This is a genomic window from Dactylosporangium sp. CA-152071 (genome assembly GCF_050936335.1).
Classification (GTDB): Bacteria; Actinomycetota; Actinomycetes; order Mycobacteriales; family Micromonosporaceae; genus Dactylosporangium; species Dactylosporangium maewongense.
Map to the genome: position 1 here is coordinate 257,313 of NZ_JBNJMZ010000001.1, position 17,784 is coordinate 275,096.

General features: G+C 72.5%; 13 protein-coding genes. 7 read left to right on the plus strand and 6 right to left on the minus strand.

What is annotated here, in order from left to right:
* Positions 1-47 precede the first annotated feature (47 nt).
* On the plus strand, positions 48-1,778 hold the full coding sequence (locus ACQEVZ_RS00980; RefSeq protein ID WP_344513783.1) for a vWA domain-containing protein: 1,731 nt from the start codon (positions 48-50) through the stop codon (positions 1,776-1,778).
* 24 nt (positions 1,779-1,802) lie between these two features.
* Here the strand turns inward: ACQEVZ_RS00980 and ACQEVZ_RS00985 are convergent, their stop codons facing one another.
* Positions 1,803-3,266, minus strand: coding sequence for an Hsp70 family protein (locus tag ACQEVZ_RS00985; RefSeq protein WP_433359923.1), 1,464 nt, complete (start codon positions 3,264-3,266; stop codon positions 1,803-1,805).
* 246 nt (positions 3,267-3,512) lie between these two features.
* Between ACQEVZ_RS00985 and ACQEVZ_RS00990 the strand changes: the two genes are divergently transcribed.
* The 4 genes from ACQEVZ_RS00990 (at position 3,513) to ACQEVZ_RS01005 (ending at position 8,002) form a co-directional block, all read left to right on the plus strand.
* The gene (locus tag ACQEVZ_RS00990; RefSeq protein WP_344513779.1) at positions 3,513-3,887 is read left to right on the plus strand and encodes a hypothetical protein; all 375 of its coding nucleotides are present in this window, start codon (positions 3,513-3,515) and stop codon (positions 3,885-3,887) included.
* A complete protein-coding gene (locus ACQEVZ_RS00995; protein WP_344513778.1) occupies positions 3,887-4,303 on the plus strand; it encodes a hypothetical protein in 417 nt (138 codons plus the stop codon). The genes ACQEVZ_RS00990 and ACQEVZ_RS00995 overlap by 1 nt, the downstream gene beginning before the upstream one ends.
* A complete protein-coding gene (locus tag ACQEVZ_RS01000; RefSeq protein WP_433359928.1) occupies positions 4,300-4,698 on the plus strand; it encodes a hypothetical protein in 399 nt (132 codons plus the stop codon). The genes ACQEVZ_RS00995 and ACQEVZ_RS01000 overlap by 4 nt, the downstream gene beginning before the upstream one ends.
* An 82-nt stretch (positions 4,699-4,780) precedes the next feature.
* Positions 4,781-8,002, plus strand: coding sequence for a BTAD domain-containing putative transcriptional regulator (locus ACQEVZ_RS01005; RefSeq protein ID WP_433359930.1), 3,222 nt, complete (start codon positions 4,781-4,783; stop codon positions 8,000-8,002).
* Between the two features lie 76 nt (positions 8,003-8,078).
* Here ACQEVZ_RS01005 and ACQEVZ_RS01010 read toward each other — a convergent pair whose 3' ends face one another.
* Positions 8,079-9,809, minus strand: coding sequence for a tetratricopeptide repeat protein (locus ACQEVZ_RS01010; protein ID WP_433359933.1), 1,731 nt, complete (start codon positions 9,807-9,809; stop codon positions 8,079-8,081).
* 266 nt (positions 9,810-10,075) lie between these two features.
* Here ACQEVZ_RS01010 and ACQEVZ_RS01015 point away from each other — a divergent pair, with 266 nt between their 5' ends.
* Complete coding sequence (locus tag ACQEVZ_RS01015; protein ID WP_433359936.1) at positions 10,076-10,858, plus strand: polysaccharide deacetylase family protein; 783 nt, start codon at positions 10,076-10,078, stop codon at positions 10,856-10,858.
* A 52-nt stretch (positions 10,859-10,910) separates the two neighbouring features.
* Here ACQEVZ_RS01015 and ACQEVZ_RS01020 read toward each other — a convergent pair whose 3' ends face one another.
* The 3 genes from ACQEVZ_RS01020 to ACQEVZ_RS01030 all read right to left on the minus strand — a co-directional run bounded on the left by ACQEVZ_RS01020 (position 10,911) and on the right by ACQEVZ_RS01030 (position 15,276).
* Complete coding sequence (locus ACQEVZ_RS01020; RefSeq protein WP_433359939.1) at positions 10,911-13,256, minus strand: heavy metal translocating P-type ATPase; 2,346 nt, start codon at positions 13,254-13,256, stop codon at positions 10,911-10,913.
* Positions 13,257-13,363: 107 nt separating this feature from the next.
* Complete coding sequence (locus ACQEVZ_RS01025; protein WP_344506352.1) at positions 13,364-14,605, minus strand: sensor histidine kinase; 1,242 nt, start codon at positions 14,603-14,605, stop codon at positions 13,364-13,366.
* Positions 14,602-15,276, minus strand: coding sequence for a response regulator transcription factor (locus ACQEVZ_RS01030; RefSeq protein WP_433359943.1), 675 nt, complete (start codon positions 15,274-15,276; stop codon positions 14,602-14,604). Before ACQEVZ_RS01030 ends, ACQEVZ_RS01025 begins: the two co-directional genes overlap by 4 nt.
* Positions 15,277-15,417: 141 nt before the next feature.
* Here ACQEVZ_RS01030 and ACQEVZ_RS01035 point away from each other — a divergent pair, with 141 nt between their 5' ends.
* Positions 15,418-16,272, plus strand: a complete 855-nt coding sequence (locus ACQEVZ_RS01035; RefSeq protein ID WP_433376559.1) for an IS5 family transposase — start codon at positions 15,418-15,420, stop codon at positions 16,270-16,272.
* 31 nt (positions 16,273-16,303) lie between these two features.
* Here the strand turns inward: ACQEVZ_RS01035 and ACQEVZ_RS01040 are convergent, their stop codons facing one another.
* Complete coding sequence (locus ACQEVZ_RS01040) at positions 16,304-17,755, minus strand: NF041680 family putative transposase (RefSeq protein ID WP_433359946.1); 1,452 nt, start codon at positions 17,753-17,755, stop codon at positions 16,304-16,306.
* Between the last annotated feature and the right edge of the window lie 29 nt (positions 17,756-17,784).

Below are 17,784 nucleotides of genomic sequence, written 5' to 3' on the forward strand. Positions count from 1 at the left end.
CGCGAATGCCGCTGGTGATTGCGGTGATCGTCGGTCTGATAGCCGTCTTGGCGACGTACGTGGTGCTCCGTCGCGACGCCGGGGAGGCGGGCGCCGACAAGCGGGCCGGCTGTGAACCCATCGAGGTCAGTTCGTCGACCGAGAAGGCAGACCTGATGATCGAGTTGGCGCGCCGGTACAACGCCTCCGACACGCTGTACGGCGGCAAGCGGTGCGCGTCGGTGACCGTGCACCGGCTCACGTCCGGCGCGGCGGCGCAGGCGCTTGTCTCCGGGTGGGACGAACAGCGCGACGGTGGGCCGCCACCACAGGTGTGGACGCCCACCGCATCGCTGTGGCTCCAGTTGGCCCGCCAGCAGGAGACCGCCGGCGGCAAGCAGGTGGTGCCGCCGGCCGGCACGCAGATGCCGTCGATCGCGCAGAGCCCGCTGGTCATCTCGATGCCGAAGCCGATGGCCGAGGCGTTCGGCTGGCCGAACCGCGAGTTCGGGTGGAGCGACGTGCTGGCGCTGGCGTCCGATCCGCAGGGGTGGGGCCGGTACGGCCACCCCGAGTGGGGTCGCTTCTCCTTCGGCAAGGACAACCCGCACCGGTCCACGTCCGGCCTGGCCGCGACGGTGGCCACGTACTACGCGGCGACCGGCCTGTCCCGCGAGCTGACGACGGCCGACCTCACCCAGCCCAACGTGATCAACTTCGTTCGCGGGGTCGAAGCCGGCGTCCTGCACTACACCGACGATGCGGTGAAGTTCCTCGCCAACTTGGCCGAAGCCGACGCCAAGGGCGCCGCGATGTCGTACGTGAGCGCCGTCGTGCATCAGGAGCAACTCACCTTCCTGTACAACAAGGGCAACACCACCGGCGACCCGAAGGTGACAGGCAAGGCGCCCACGGTGCCGCTCGTGCCGATGGTGCCGCGGGACGGCACTCTGATGCTCGACCACCCATACGTGGTGCTGCCCTCGGCCAGTGACGCGCAACGGGAAGCGGCCGCGGACTTCCTCGCGTTCCTGCAGCGGCCGGCCCAGCAGGCGGCGTTCGCGGCGATGGGCTTCCGCGACCACCAGGGCAACGCCGGCCCCGAACTGACGCAGACCCTGCAGATCCCGGCCGGGCAGAAGCTCAGCCTGATCCAGTCACCCGTCGGAGAGGTCCTGGACAAGATCCTCGCCGGCTGGGACGACCTGCGGAAGAAGGCGAGGGTGCTGCTCGTCCTCGACGTCTCGGGCTCGATGAAGGAGAAGGCGGCCGGTGACGTCAGCAAGCTGGAAGCCGCGAAGAACGCGGCAATCGCGAGCCTCGACCTGCTGCATCCCGACGACGAGGTGGCACTGTGGACATTCACGGGGCAGCGACCGAACGGTGCGCAGCCCTACACCGAGCGGCTGCCGATGTCGCGCGTCGGTGACGCGAAACAGCAACTCACCGGCATCATCCGGGCGCTGAGCGCCGATGGCGGCACGGCCCTCTACCACACGACCCGGGCCGCCGACCTGTACATGCGGGAACGGCTGGACGCCGACCGCATCAACGCAGTCGTGCTGCTCACCGATGGGCGCAACGAGTATCCGGCCGACAACGACCGGGCGAAGCTGCTCCACGACCTGGACGGGTCACCCCTGGAGAACTCGGTTCGCATCTTCGGTATCGCCTTCGGCGAGGAGGCCGACCTGGACACGCTCGAACAGATCGCGAAAGTGTCGCGGGCTGCCGCCTACGACGCGCGCGACCCAGCCAGCGTCGACAAGATCTTCAGCTCGGTGCTGAGCAACTTCTAGTGGCGACGTCTGACAACCGGGTCTTCAGCGGTCGAACACGATACCGAGAGCCACCCGCACCACGTGCACGATCACGGCGACCATGACTCCCGCAGTCAGCACGGCCGCCGTGCCCGCACCGGCGAGGCCGCCGGCCGTGCCGCTCAGGGCACCGAGCAGCACGGCCGCTGCCACGCTCCACGGATCGGTGAGGTGGCGGCGGACCGATCGCCCCCGCCCCGGTTCGACGGCCTCGTCGACGCGCGACGCGCGGCCTGCCGTCGGCGAGGCCGGCGACAGCTGCGTGACCCGCTGCGGCGAGCCCTGCGGCACGGGTGCCGGGCCGGCGGCCGTTCCACGCGCCTGCGCAACGGTCTCCTCCGACCCGGCATCGGCGGGCAGCCTCATCGTGACGCCGGTCGGCGTGCGCTCCTCGCACGCGTCGAGCAGGATCAGTGAACCCTCCGCCACCACGAGCTCGGGCTGCTCCAGAACCGTCGGTGGCATCCCGAACGCGCGGTGCAGCAGCGTCGCGACGAGTGGGACACGGCTCGACCCGCCGACGAGGAAGATGCCACCGACGTCTGACAGCCCGATGCCCGCGCTCCGCACCGCGGCGCGGGTGACCGCGACCGTCCGCGCGATGACCGGCTCGGCGAGCTGCTCGAACTCGTCCCGGCTCACCGGAACGGTCTCGTCCAGGACCGGCAGGTGCACCAGCGTCTGCGAACGCCGGCTCAACGACTCCTTGGCCAGCCGGACGTCCTCCCACAGCTGCCGATGGGCACGGCGGTCGGCGGCGGTGGCCGGTTGCCGCAACCGGTCCCAAGCGTCCCGGGCCCGATGCGCGACCAGCCGGCCCAGGTGCTCCACCAAGGCGGCGTCCAGGTCCAGGCCGCCCACCTCGGGAAGCCCTTCACTGGCCAGCACCGTCAGCGCTCCTCCTGGGCCGCGGCGAACCACACTGGCGTCGAACGTGCCTGCCCCGAAGTCGTACACCACCGCGCACTGACCCGCGCCGACCCGGCCGACCTGGCCGAGGAAGTAGGCGGCGGCAGCGATCGGCTCCGCCACGAGCATCGGGTCCGGCAGGCCGGCACGGACGGCCGCCTCGGTCAACCGGCTCAACCGCGACGTGCCCCAGATCTCCGGATGCGTGACCACGACACGATCCGGGAGCCGGCCGACGACCTGCCGCGCCTCCGACGCCACGCGTCCCAGCACGGCGGCGACCAGGTCGACCACGTCGGTCTCGTGGCCGCCGAGCAGGACGATCCCGTCGGCCATCCGCCGCTTCGGGTTGGGCTCGTACCGATCCGGCTGCACCCGCGCCGACCGCACGGCTTCGGCACCGGACAGCACGTCGCCGGGGCCTTCCAGGAGCACCGCAGACGGCAGCAACGGTGACCCGTCGAAGAGCAGGGAACGTGCTTCACCGCCGCCGCGACGCACCATGGCCACGGTGTTGAAGGTGCCGAAGTCGATCCCGAGCAGCACGCCGTGAGCCATCGTTGCAGCGTACGCGGCTCCCGCATTCAGTCCCGCCTTGATCGGCGTGTGGGTGCGTCCTCGCAGGTCAGGGGGCCGGTGCAAGGCGGGCCAAACATCGGTGCGAACAACGTCGAAACGGCTGGTCCGCAGGATCGGTGGCGAGGAGGGCCGGGTTTCCGTGGGGGCCCTCCGGACCGGTTCAGTGCATCGGAGGGAGGATCGAGCGTGCTGAGACAGGGCAGAGCCAGGGCCAAGGTGCTGAGGATGCTCACGGCGGCGGTTGTCATGCCGCTGGTGGTGGTGCTGGGTTGGGGAGCCGCCGCGTACGCGGGGACGAACCGCACCGCGGGCTCGCGGGGCGAAGGGGTCCGGGCCATCTTCTACCACGACGGCGAGCACTTCTTCGTGTGCGACGACTCGACAGACGGGCTCCAGGTCTACGGCGAGTACATCTGGAACGACGTGAACTACCAGAAGTACAACGCGCTGGGGGGTGGGACGTGCTACGACCACAACCTGGACTTCCCGGAGAACCGTACCTTCATGTTCCGGGCGTGCCTCGACTACCCGGTGCTGCCACCGCCCGCGCCAGGCCTGCCGGGTGACTGGTGCACGCCATGGGTGGCGGCGATCACCTGATGAGCACCAGGAGCATGCGCAGTCGGCTGGCCCGCATCAGCCTGGTGGCGGGCGCGGCGGGGGCGCTCCTCGCCGGGGTGGCGACGCCCGCCCACGCCGGGGACAACAACACCGGTCGCAACGTGCTGGAGTACGTCGACGTGCTCGGCATGGCCGCCGGTTCGGGCAGCTTCCAGCACATCGGGGACAGCTTCACGGTCTGCAAGTCCGACCGCTGGGACGTCTACATCGAGTTCGAGTACATCCGGATCAACGGCACCCTGCAGCGGGGGACGCACAAGGTCACCGGGCCGGCGCCGTCGTGCGCGACGTACCTGCACGACTTCGGTGAGGAGCGCTTCATCGACATGCGCGTCTGCGCGGACGTCGACAACTTCTGGGACCCGTGTTCACCCTGGAGGCAAGGAATCGTATGAGCATCATCCGGAAGTCCGTCGTCGTCCTTGCGGCGGCCGGGGCGCTGACAGCCGTCCTGGCCACCCCGGCGCATGCCGCGATCGGGCCCGACCAGCCCGGCGACTCCTACCAGTCCGAGCTCGCTCAGCAGTCGTTCACCAGGTTCTTCCCGTACGGCGAGCACATCGAGAACTGCCAGCTCGGCGGGGACACCTCGTACGTGGAGTTCCAATACACCGACGCGGCCACCAACCGGACGGTCCAGTCGAAGTTGTGGAACCCGGGGCCGGAAGGCAACTGCATCCGCTGGAAGCACCTGGATGCGAAGGAGGACACCGCGTTCTACTTCAAGTCCTGCGTGCGGTACTGGACCGGCGCACAGCACTGCGCGCCTCCGGTGAAGGGCATCAGCTGAGCAAGGGACCCGGCCACCTCGGGGCGGCCGGGTCCCGACCGCGGTCCCGCAAAGATTTCGATGCATCGGTACTGTCTGCGCGGTGGACTACAGGGTGCTGGGACTCGTCGGCGCGTGGCTCGACGGCCGGCCTGTCCCGGTCAGTGGCACCAAACCCCGGACCGTCCTCGCGGCCCTCGTCCTCGCCGCCAACGAGCCGGTCTCCGCGGACCGGCTCATCGACGTGACCTGGGGCCCGCGTTCTCCGGCCTCCGCCCAGCGGATCCTCCACCAGTACATCTCCAAACTGCGAGGCCTCCTGCCGCCGGGGTCGATCGAGCGGCACCCGGTCGGCTACGTGCTGCGAGCGGCCGAGGACGACGTCGACGTGCTGCGCTTCGAGCGGCTGGCCCGGGAAGGCCGGGAGGCCCTGCGCACCGGCGACGCGGCCGCCGCCGAGGGGCTGCTCACCGAGGCGTTGGCGCAGTGGCAGGGGCCGGTCCTCGGCGGGGTCACCGACGAGCTCATCGTCGCCGCCCGGCCGGCGCTGGACCAGCGGCACGCCGCGGCCCTCGCCGACAGGGTCGACGCCGGGCTCGCCACCGGCCGGCACCATGAGCTGCTGCCGGAGATCGGTCGGCTGGTGGCACAGACCCCGCTCGACGAGCGCCTCCGCGGGCAGCTGATTCTGGCGCTGTACCGGGCGGACCGCCGCGCCGACGCCCTCGCCGCATACACGCAGGCCAGCCGCCTGCTGCGCACCGAGCTGGGCATCGACCCGGGACCGGCCCTGCGCCGGCTGCATCAGCGGATCCTTACCGACGACCCGACGCTGGCCACGGCCGGTGCCCCACAGCAGCGGTCCGAGCACCGCAAAGCGGTCAAGCAGGAGCCGCCGACACCGCGCCAGCTGCCGGTGGTCGGCCTGCACTTCGTGGGTCGGGGCACCGAGCTGGCCCAGCTGGACGACTGGCTGGCCGCCGACACCGACGGCCCCGCCACCGTCGTCATCTCCGGGATGGCCGGCAGCGGCAAGACCAGCCTCGCCGTGTGGTGGGGGCGGCGGGCCGCCGGGCAGTTCCCCGACGGGCAGCTGTACCTCAACCTCCGCGGATTCGGGGCGGAGCCCGAGGCCGGCCCGGCTGAGGCGCTCGGGCACCTGCTCACCGGCCTCGGTGTGCCGCACGGCCAGATCCCGGCCGACGTGCCGCAGGCCGCCTCGCTGTTCCGTTCGGTCACCGCGGACCGGCGGCTGCTGATGGTGCTCGACAACGCGCGCTCCGCCGAGCAGGTGCGCCCGCTGCTGCCCGGCGGCGCCGGGGTCAAGGTCCTCGTCACCAGCCGGGAGCGGCTGCTGAGCCTGGCCGCGGTGGAGGGCGCGCGGAGCCTGCCGGTGGCCGCGCTCGCCGAACCCGACGCGGTCGTCCTGGTGACCCGGATGGTCGGCGCCGAGCGGGCGGTCGCGGAGCCGGCCGCGGTCACCGAGCTGGTCCGGCACTGTGGTGGGCTGCCGCTGGCGCTGCGGATCGCCGCGGTCGACCTGCCGGTGGGGGTGGCGCACCCGATCGCGGAGCGCGCCGGACAGCTCGCCGGCGACGCCCGCCTGCCGGCCCTGCGGACCCGGGACGACGCCGACAGCGCGGTCACCGCCGCGTTCCGGCACTCCTACAGCCGGCTCGGCCCGGCCACCCAGCAGGTGTTCCGGCTGCTCGGCCTGCTGCCGGCGGCCGAGTTCGACGGCGAGGTCGGCGCCGCCGCCAGTCGCCTGCCGGCGGCGGAGGTGGCGCCCCTGCTGGTCCGGCTGACCGATGCGAACCTGCTCAGCACCGTGCGCCCGGGCCGGTACGCGATGCACGACCTGCTCCGCGAGTTCGCCGCCGCGCTGGCCGCGGCGACCGAGCCACCCGGCCGGCGCGAGGCGGCGACCCGGCGCGCCTACCAGTGGTACGTCGACCGGTGCCGGGCCGCAGCCGCCCGGCTCGCCCCGAACGTGCCGCGCGCCGACGACGAACCCGCCGACCGGAGCCTGTTCCCCGAGGCCGCGGACGCCCGGGCCTGGCTCGCCGTGGAGTACCCGAACCTGTGCACCGCGGCGCTGGCAGCCCCCGGCCGCGGGGTCGCGGACATGGCCTGGCGGCTCGCGGTGCCGCTCAGGGTGCCGTTCATGGCCAACCGTGACCTGCCGAGCTGGCTGTCGGTGACCGCCGCCGGGCTCACCGCCGCGCAGCGCGACGGGGCCGTGCGGGCCAGCGCGGCGCTCCACGTGAGCCTGGCGGTCGCGCACACGATCAAGGGCGACCCCGACGAAGCGGTGCGGCACGCCGGGCACGGCCGCCGGCTCAGCGTCCGGGCCGGCTGGCCGGCCGGGCAGCTCGCCGCACGCTCTCTCGCCGCGGTGCTGGAGTCCCGGCTGGGCCGCTCCCGCAGCGCCACGCGGCACTTCACCGCGATCGTGGCCGAGCACCGCGCGGCCGGCAACCCGAGCGGGGCCGCGACCACCCTCAACAACCTCGGCGTGGTCCGGACCCTGACCAGCCACCTCGACGCGGCGGCCGAAGTGCTGCAGGAGGCGCTCACGCTGCACGAACGGTCAGGTTCGCGGCTCGGCGCCGAGTCCGCCCGGATCAACCTCGGCGTCATCCACCTGCACCGCGGCCAGCTCGGGCGCGCCCACCGCTGCCTGGCGGACGCCGCGGCCGGCTATGAGCGGCTCGGCGACATCGAGGGCGAGGCCGCCGCCGCCGGGCACCTCGCCGTCGTGCAGGCATTGCAGGGTGACCTACGGGCCGCGCTGGCCTCGGCGGTGGCCGGGCTCGCCGCCCTGCGCTCGGGCGCGGACCCGGCCGCCGAGGCGCTCGTGCTGCACAGTTTGGCCACGGTACGCCTGGAGCTCGGCCACCACGGGACAGCCAGGCGCTACCTGGAGCGGGCGCTGCGCCTGGCCACCGTCTCGCAGACGGCACAGGGCCGGGTGGCGGCGCTGACCGGGCTCGCGCACGCCGACCTCGCCGCGGGCGCCCCCGACCGGGCCGGTGACCACGCCCGGGCGGCGGCCCACCTGGCGCGGGCATGCGACTACCGGCAGCCAGCGGCGGTCGCGGACACGGCCCGCGCGCTGGCACTGCTGCGCACCGGCGACCGCGACGGCGCGGCCGAGCTCGCCGGTGCCGCCGCCGACACACTGCGCCGACTGGGCTGCGACCTGGCCCGCGGCCGGGCGCTCGTGGTGCTGCGCGAGGCGACCGGCGACGAGCGCTGCACCCCGGTGATCGACGCGCTGCTGCAAGAGACCGCCCCCAGATACCGCCGGGCGGTGGCGTCGTGACCGCTCCGGCTCGCCGCGACGGGTCCGTTGCGTCGAGCGTTCCCTGGTCAGGCGGGTTTGAGCGGCGAAGATGACGTCAGCGCCGGCGGGACGACGCATGAGCCTGGCAGCGGTTGAGCCCGGCGCGCAGGTCGCGGCGGAGCTTGGCGTCCAGGCCGGGCACGGCCAGCGCGGCAGTCAGGTCGTCGGCAGCCTCGCCCCAGCGCTGCAACCGCATCAGCGCGGTGGCGCGGTTGTAGCGGGGCTCGGCCGCGGTCGACAGCACCACCGCGCGGTCGAGGTCGGCCACGGCAGCGGCGGCGTCGCCACGTTCGAAGCGCACGGCGGCCCGGTTGGTCCACGCCTCGGCCAGCCCGGGAGCGGCGTCGATGGCCCGCGTCAGCAGATCGTCGGCCTCGTCGAGGGCACCGCGTTCAGAGCGGATCAGACCCAGCGTGCACAGCAGTGCGGGTGCGTCGCGCCGCTCGGCCGGAGCTGAGCGTACGCATTCTTCGGCGGCGGCGAGGTCGCCCCGGGCGAGATGGAGGTTCGCGAGGGCTACGCGGGCGTCGAGATGGGCCGGATCGATGGCCAGGACGCGCCGCAGGTCCTCACGTGCCGCCCCGCTCCGTCCGGTCTCCTCATACAGCGTCGCGCGGTTGTAGTACGCCTCTGGCAGGTGTGGTCCCAGCCGGATCGCCGCCGCGTAGTCGCCCAAGGCTGCGCTCGTACGCCCGGCGGCACGGTGCAGGACCGCCCGATCGACGTAGTACTCGCAGTTCTCGGGGTCGTAGGCGATGACGTCGTCGAGGTCGGCCAGCGCCTCGGCGGCTTTGCCGAGCGCCAGGTGGAGCTGGGCCCGGTTGTGCCGGAGGCGGGCCTGGTCCTGCCGACGCTCATCGGCGCCCAGGACGGTGGACAGCTTCACCAGACCGGAGTTCACCAGTTCCAGCGCTTCGTCCGCCCGGCCCTCGCGGCTGTCCAACAGCGCGATGCCCTGCTCGTAGAAGATGGTCGACACGACGCGCCGGCGTTCGTCGGTGATGCCGTCGGCCAGGTGAAGTGCCGTCTCCAGCCATTGTCTGGCCATGGCCGGGTCCTGCTGCGCCGGGGGAAGGTGGCGGGCGTACAGCATGGCCGTGGAGTATGCGGCCGACATCGTGATCTTCGGATCGTCGGTGACGGCTCGGGCTTCGGCGTACAGCTGGAGTGCCTCAACGGCGTGGCCGACCGCGGCAAGGGCGGTGGCCAGTCCCGTGGTGAACGACCACCAGAGGGCAAGGTCGGTCTCGGGTGTGACAGCGGCCCGGCCGCGCCGCGCGGTACGCACGGCGTGGTGGTAGAAGCCGCGCGCCAGACTGTCGCCCAGCATGGCCCGTAGGTGGGGCGGCCGGGATTCGACCTCCGGCTCGGGCGCTCCCCCGTCGTGGAGGTGCAGGGCCATCGGAGTCGACGCGAGCCGCCGCGTCAGCGTCGCGAGCAGTTCCGCGGTCGTCTCGTCGGCCGCGTCGGCGTGGACGAAGTGGACGGTCAGGGGACGGCGTACCGCGCACGCGGCCACGAACTCCGCCGCCCCGAACGAGAGGGCGGCCGTGCGCCGAACGGGGTGGAACCGGATCGGCTGCTCGTCAGCCGCGGTCGTCCTGGCCGGATTCAGGGCCGGGACGATGGAGTGCAGCTCGACGGAGTGGCGGGCGGCCTGCCGGGGGTGATCGCGGGCGAGGTCGGCGAGGAATGCGTCGACCCCTGCATACGGGCCGAGGTCGCGGTGGCAGTTGTAGGGCGGGCGCTCGGAGGCGCCCGCCCGGCCGCGTCTTACCAGCACCATTCCAGCCAGAGCCGCCGCGCTCCGGACAACAGGCGAACGGCACTCTTGTGGCGGATCGTCATTTTCCGCATTTGCCACCTCCGGCAGAGATCACAATGAATTGATCAGCATCATAGAGCCCTTCATCGATACATGGGAAGAGTGCCGCGATCATGAACCGTGCACCCGCACCCGGCTTGACTCGGGCCGGCACCGGTTGCAACCCTGTCGCGGTGTTCGGCCGTCTGGTAGGCGTGCGCCCTACGATCTCTGGCCTGCTGGCCGCCGTGGTACTGCTGCTGGGCACGTTGGGCGGCGACGGCGTCCCGGTGCACCGGCCCGCGCAACCGCGGCCGGCCGTGTCCGCGGTGCCGGTCGCCGCCGCGCCCTCGCCCAGCCCTACGCCGGCGGCGTCGCCCTCGGCCAGCCCGACCTTCCACGACGGCGACGGGCGCTTCGGCGCGTTCATCACCACGGGGAGCCCGGCGGTCGCGCTGACCTTCGACGACGGGCCGGACCCGATCAACACCCCCAAGCTGCTGGAAATGCTGCGGGAGCGGCACATCCACGCCACGTTCTGCATGGTCGGTTTCCGGGTCCGCGACCGGCCCGACCTCGTCCGGGCCATCTACGCCGACGGGCACACCCTGTGCAACCACTCGTGGCAGCACCTGCTGAACCTCGCCCAGCGCGACGACGCCTACATCGACTGGGACCTCAAGCACACCAACGACATGATCCGCGCGGTGGTCGGTCAGGACGCGCCGATCCGGTACTTCCGCGCGCCCGGCGGCAACTTCACGCCCGCCCTCGTGGCCAAGGCACGCGCGCTGGGCATGGACTCGATCTCCTGGGACGTGGATCCGCGCGACTGGGAGCACACCCACGACAGCGGCGCGTCGGCGCACATCTCGCGCGTGGTGAGCCACGTGAAGGGTCACACCCGTCCGGGCTCGATCGTGCTGTCCCACGACAACGGCCAGCCGAACACCATCACGGCGTACCGGACGTTGCTGCCCTGGCTCCAGGAGCGCTTCACGCTGGAGGGACTGCCCGCCTCCGGACTGTGACCAGCACAGGATGTGGACCCGGGAGGTCCTCCCGGGGCCCACGTCGTCAGGCTCAGGTCGGGGCGGACGCTGCCGGCATGAGGCTGAACGCGTTCTCCTCCTCCTGGGCGTTGTGCAGCTGCATGATGGCGTACAGGCCGTAGAGGCCGGCCCGCAGGTCGATCACGTCCTCCGGCTCGGCGTGGCCGGCGCTGTCCGGCAGGATGCGGCGCAGCCGGCGGATCTGGTGCTCGATCTCGGCGTGGGTACGGCTGAGCGCCGCGATCGGGTCGGGACCGCCGAGCGCCCGCGCGACGATCGGCAGCAGCTGCGCCTCCTCGGCCCGCTCGTGCGGCAGCAGGTCGGTCTCGAGGCGGTCGACCAGCTCACGGACGGGTCCGAGGTCGCCTCCGGTGACGGAGAGGTCGTCGGCGACGGCCCGGATCCGCTCGACGAGCGGGCGGATGGCGGTGTGCTGCGCGTACAGCTGCCGGGTCACGGCGAGGTCGGCGGTCGGCATGGTGACGGTGTGCGTACGCTGCGGCAGCAGCACCGTCAGGGCCAGGCCGATGGCCGCGACGTCGATCACCTCCTGCAACAGCGCACCCGCCACCGGCGTGAGCAGCCCGGCCGCGGCGGGGATCATCGCGGCCAACGACAGGGCCATGCCGAGCGCCGCCGAACGGCGGGCGATGCGGTGGGCGCGCCGGGCGACGAGGATCGCGTCGGCGAGACCGTCGACGCGGTCCGCGGTGAGCATGACGTCGGCCGCCTCGGCGGCGGCCGTGACACCGCGGGCCGCCAGCGCGACGCCGACACCGGCTGCGGCCAGCGCCGGGGCGTCGTTCACCCCGTCGCCGACCATGACGGTCGGTGCGGCGTCCTGTTCGGCGCGGACGATGGCGAGCTTGTCCGCGGGGTCGCGGTCGGCGTACACGGCGTCGACTCCGGCGATCCGCCCGACGGTTTCGGCGATGTCCGCCCGGTCCCCGGTGATCAGGACGGTGCGCTCGATGCCGGCGTTGCGCAGCGTCCGCATCATGCGCGGCGCGTCGGGCCGCAGCGGGTCGGTGAGCAGCAGGACCCCGGCGGGCCGGCCGTCCACCGCCGCGAACACGGTCAGCGACCCGTCCAGCGCGGCCCGGCGGCGGGCCCGGCGCACCCACTCCGGTGCGGCGCCGTCGACGACCCAGGCCGCCTTGCCGAGGCGTACCGGACGACCCTCGACCGTCCCCTCGATGCCGAAACCGGGCCGTTCCCGCACGTCCGTCGCCGTCGGCAGGCCGGCCCCGCGCTCGCGGGCCGCGGTCACGATGGGCGCGGCCAGCACGTGCGCCGACGCCTGGTCGAGCGCGGCGGCCAGCCGCAGGACCTCGTCGGCCGGCAGGTCATGGCCCGTGATCACGGCGGAGAGGACCGGCCGGCCACGGGTCAGCGTGCCGGTCTTGTCGAACAGCAGGACCCGCCCGGCGGCCAGCCGCTCGAGCGCTGCACCGCCCTTGAGGATCACCCCGTACCGCGCGGCCCGGGACACCCCCGACATGATCGCGATCGGGGCGGCCAGCAGCAGCGGGCAGGGCGTCGCCACGACCAGCACGGCCACGGCCCGCACCGCCTCACCCGAGATCGCCCAGGCGAGCCCGGCCACCAGCAGCGTCAGGGGTACGAAGGCCAGCGCGAACCGGTCGGCGAGGCGGACGAAGGGGGCGCTGCTCGCCTGGGCCTGCTCGACCAGTCGCACCACGCCCGCGTAGGTCGACGCGGCCGCGGTCTCGGTGGCCAGCATCCGCGCCGCCGGCCCGGCGTTGACGACACCGCTGCGGATGTCGTCGCCGGCGCGACGCTCGACCGGTAGCGGCTCGCCGGACAGCGCCGACTCGTCGAACACGCCGTCGCCGAGCAGCCGGCCGTCGACCGGGACGAGCTCGCCCGCACCGACCAGCAGCCGGTCGCCGGCCACGACCCGGTCCACCGGGATCTCCGCCACGCCGTCCGGGCCTTCCCGGCGGGCGATCCGCGGCGCTCCGGCGGCCAGCCGGCCCAGCTCCCGGCGGGCCCGGGCCGACGCGCGCGCCTCCAGCACGCCGCCCGTGAACAGCATGACGGCGATCACCGCGCCCGCCAGCGGCTCGCCGACCAGCAGAGCGCCCGCCAGCGCCAGCCACGCGATGACATCCACCGAGGGCCGGCGGCGCAGCAGCGCGACGGCGATGGTGACCGTCGACCAGGCCAGCCCGACCAGCGCCGCACCGGTCCACAGGGCGGACGCCCAGCCGCCGGCACCCACGGCGGCGGCCACCACACCGGCGATGAGCAGCAGCGCCACCAGGCAGAACAGGATGGCCTCCCGGACGGCCCACCACCGGGTGACAGAGGCCGGACGCAGCCGGCCGACGAGCGACCCGCGCCAAACGGACATCCCGGTCCTCCGTCCACCTGGGGAGCCGGTCGGCACCGCGGACCGACCACATTTCATGGTCCACGCGCCGCGGCCACCGTTCCAAGGCCGAAGGTCCCGAACCGCTCCTACTCCCCGGCCGCCGCCGCAGGACCGGCGGGGACGGGGGCCGCGGGGAGGATCATCGTGAAGCGGGCGCCGTGCCCGGGGCTGCCGTCGATGCGCAACTGCCCGCCGTGCGCGACGACGACCTCCTGCACCAGCGCCAGCCCGAGCCCGAAGCGGCGGCCCGGCCGGTCGACGGGATCCTCGCCGCGCGCGAAGCGGGCCAGCAGGTGAGTGGCCCGGGCCGGGTCGAGCCCCACGCCGTCGTCCACGACCGCCAGGCAGACGCGGTCGTCCGCCCGGCCGACGCTGACCGTGACGGTGCCTCCCGCGCTGACGTGGCCGAGGGCGTTGTCGACCAGCGCCGCGAGGGCCCGACGCAGTGAGGACCGCACCCCGGTCACGTCCAGGGGCCCCGCACCGATGTCGGTGCGCAACGTGACGTGTTGCGCACCGGCGTGCGGCTCCACGGACGCGGCAACCTCCCGCGCCAGGCCTGCGGCGTCGACCGCGACGCCGCCGGTGGGCCGGTGCGACAGTTCCGCGGACAGCAGCAGGTCGTCGACCACCTCGCCGAGAGCGTGAGTGTCGGCCACCAGCTCGGCCACATCCGCGCGTACCCGTGCGGTGTCGACGTCGCGGTTGAGTCGCCGCTGCAGCAGCTGGGCGCGGGTGTGCAGCACGGCCAAGGGGGTGCGCAGCTCGTGGCTGGCGTCGGCCACGAAGCGTCGCTGCAGCGATAGGGCGCGCGCCAGCGGGCGCACCGCCCGCCGCCCGAGGACGGCACCGACCGATGCGGCCGCGACGATCCCGATCAGGCCGGCGACCAGCAGGGATCCGATGAGGCGCTCGCCGGACTCCTCGCGGGCGGTGACGTCGAGCAGGCCGACGGTCCGGCTGCCGTCGGCGCCGTCCACCGCGTACGCCTCGAAGTGCCGGCCGCCGACCGTCGCGTTGCCGCGTCCGGGCCGCAGCCGGGTGACGTCCATCCGGACGACGGCGGGCGGTGTGCCGCCGCTCGCCGTGACGGCACCGTCAGGTGCGCGGCGCAACAGCAGCACGCCTTCGGTGCCGATCAGATCCGCACCGGCGGCAAGCGTCTGCACGCGGACGGTGCGCTCCTCGGCCCGGTGCTCGGCGCGAATGGTCAGCGAGAACGCCAGCACGCTGACCAGGACGACGGTCGCGGCGACGGCGGCGGCGACCTGCGCGGCGATCACGGCGGTGGCGCGGCGCAGCAGGCGCGTCTCGGGTCTGCCCGTCATGCGGAGCCGAGCTGGTAGCCGAGCCCACGCACCGTCCTGACCACCGGGCGGCCCAGCTTGCGGCGCAGGTAGTGCACGTAGGTGTCGACGACGCCCGGGTTCTCGGCGGCGTCGAAGACGAGCGTGCGCAGGTCGTCGCGGCTGAACACCTGATGCGGCCGCGCGGCGAGCGTCCGCAGGAGCGCGCACTCTCGGTCCGACAGCGCCACCACGTCACCCGACTGGCCGTGCACCTGGCGGGTCGTCGCGTCGAGCCACCGGCGCCCGATCGGCAGCTGGTCGGCCTGCTCGCGGTGGCGGCGGCGCAGTGCCCGCAGCCGGGCCAGCAGTTCCTCGGCGTCGAACGGCTTCGTCACGTAGTCCTCGGCCCCGGCGTCGAGGCCCTCGACCCGGTCGGCGACCGTGCCCCTGGCGGTGAGCACGAGCGCCGCCGTGGTGACGCCGCGCCCTCGCAACCGGCGCAGCAGGTCCAGTCCTTCGATCGCCGGGAGCCGCCGGTCGAGCACGATGACGTCGTACGCGCGGGACAGCCCGAGATGCAGCCCCTCCTGCCCGTCGCGGGCCCACTCCACCAGGTAGCCCTCGTCGGCCAGCAACTCCTGCAGCACGCCGGCCATGCGCCGGTCGTCTTCGACCAGCAGCAGCCTGGGCGGCGCGGGAGTGTTGAGCACGGGCCCAAGCTTGGCACGCGGTGGGCTAAGAGCGACCGGCGATAGGTGTCAGGATTCGGGCGGGTTGAGGCCCGGGATGTAGGACAGGCACGGGTCCATCGATTATCGGAGTTCTCTACGCTTCGTGACCGATGGAGTCCCGTGCCTGCGCTGCCATCTTCGTTGTTCGAGCCTGTCTGGGTCCAGTTCGCCGCGCTGTGGCCTGAGCAACCCGAGTTCGACCCGTCGCATCCTCTGGGCTGCCACCGCCGCCGGATCCCGGACCGGGTCGTGTTCGAGCACGTCATCGCTGCGTTGGTGCACGGGTCCGGCTATGAACGTGTCGCGTCGGATGCCTGCTCGGACCGGACGATCCGCCGGCGTCTGCGGTTGTGGGCCGATGCCGGTCTCGGTGAACAGGTCCACGAGCTTGCCCTGGACGCCTACGACCGGATGATCGGGCTGGACCTGACCGATGTCAGCGCCGACGGCGCCATCACGAAAGCGCCGTGCGGCGGCGACCGGGCCGGCCGGTCCCCGGTCGACCGCGGCAAAGGCGGCATGAAACGCTCGACCGGCGTGGACGGCTACGGCATCCCACTCGGGATCACCGGCGCCAGCGCCAACCGGCACGACTCGCCGTTGCTGCGTGACACCTTCGAAGCGTGCAGCACCCAACTGCGCCACCGCTGGCCTGAGCAGGTCACCGCACACCTGGATCGCGGCTACGACAACAACCGCTGCCGTGACCTGCTCGACGAACTCGGCTTCGACGCGCAGATCGCCCGCAAGGGCATACCCGCCCCGATCCAGATCGGCAAACGCTGGGTCGTCGAGCGCACGAACTCATGGATGAACAGCTTCGGCAAGATCCGCCGCTGCACCGACCGCGACGCCACGATCGTCGACTTCTACCTGTACCTGGCCGCCGCGATCGTCACCATCCGTCAACTCATCCAACGAGCCCGCACGCTCTACCGCTGGGACACCCGACCAACCACCCGCCGACTCAAATGACACCTATCGCCGGTCGCTCTAAGCTTGAGTTTTATCCCTTGAGTGCCTGATTGTTGACTTTTGGTGTGTCCACTGTGGACTTCTTCTTGCCGACTGGGTAGCGGGTTCGCGGAGGCCGGGTGCTACCCACGGGACGGCCGGGACCAGGATTGGTGGTTTTCGGCCTACCGGCCGGAGTGCCCAGATGCCGGCGCAGGTTACGGAAACCCCGGCGGACCCGTCCAGGGGTCATCGACCGCCCCGCAGGGATCGTCTTCTCCCAGGGACGGCGTAGATCAGTCGTGAGGGTCTTCGCCAGCCGCAGCTGGGCGTGCGCGGCCAGGATCAGCCATGTCCAGCGTTCACCCTGCTCAGGAGTACGAATCTGCGGGGCGGTCCAGCCCAGGGTGGACTTGAGCAGCCGGAAGGTGTGTTCCACATCGAACCGGCGGAGGTAGGTCTTCCACAGCAGGTCCAGGTCAAAGACGGTGCCCGGTGGTGCGGTGTGCCACAGCCACAGGTCTTGCGGCGCCCGGTTGCCGGGCAGACGCTCGACCTGGATGCGGATCACGGTGCCAGCCACGACCGGTAGCACCCCCTCGAAGTCGGTCCAGCCGGCCTGTCTGGACAGTTTCTGGTGCAGCCCGTGCCACGCGCTGACCATCACCTCGCCGTATCGCGGGTTCTGCCCACGCAGCCGCTGATCGGGCGCCGGAAGCGCTGTCGGCTTGGACAGTTCGAACCGGCTGCCGTGCTTCCTGGGCCGGCCCGGCCGACCGTCCTTGCGTCGCTTGGGTGCCGGTGCGTAGAACACCCGGTCGCTGCGCACCCGACCCAGGACCTGCACACCCAGACCGTCGAGTCCGGCGAGATAGGTGATGCGGGTCAGGTCGTATCCGGAGTCGAACGTGAACACCGGCGCGGGCCGCCGCGCGAGCGTCCCGGCCTCCTCCAGACGGGCCAGCACATTGGCGATCTGGGCGACCGTCACCACCGTCACGTCGTCGTCCGGGCCGATACGCACCACGTCCAGCAGCGCGGTCCACGACGACGCACCCCACTCCAACCCGGCGGCGAAGGAGAACGGCCAGCCCGGAATCGTCTTGCGGGATCCGTCGCAACGGCAGGAGGTGTAGCAGTGACACAGCCCCGCAGAGGTCACCGCGTCCGGCCGTGGCCACGCCGAGGTATCCACCGCGATCTTCACCGGACCGTCGTCGGCGGGCTGCCACGACGACGCGATCAGCCCAGCCAGCTGTTCAACGTCGAGATCACCACAGGCCAGCGCGTCATACAACGCCCCGTGTCCACGCCGGAACACCTTCTCCTGCGACAGTTCCACCAGGGAGTCCACCGGACCATCAGCGGTCAACACCGCATCCACGAGCTCGAACAACGCGTCCGCGCGTCTGCTGAAGCACGCATACAATCCGGCTCGGAACGCGACCAATGCCGCACGACACACCGAGGCATCTGTTGCCACCACAGCCTGCAAACCTGGCATAGTAGGCCCCACGGCCACCCCGCATCCTT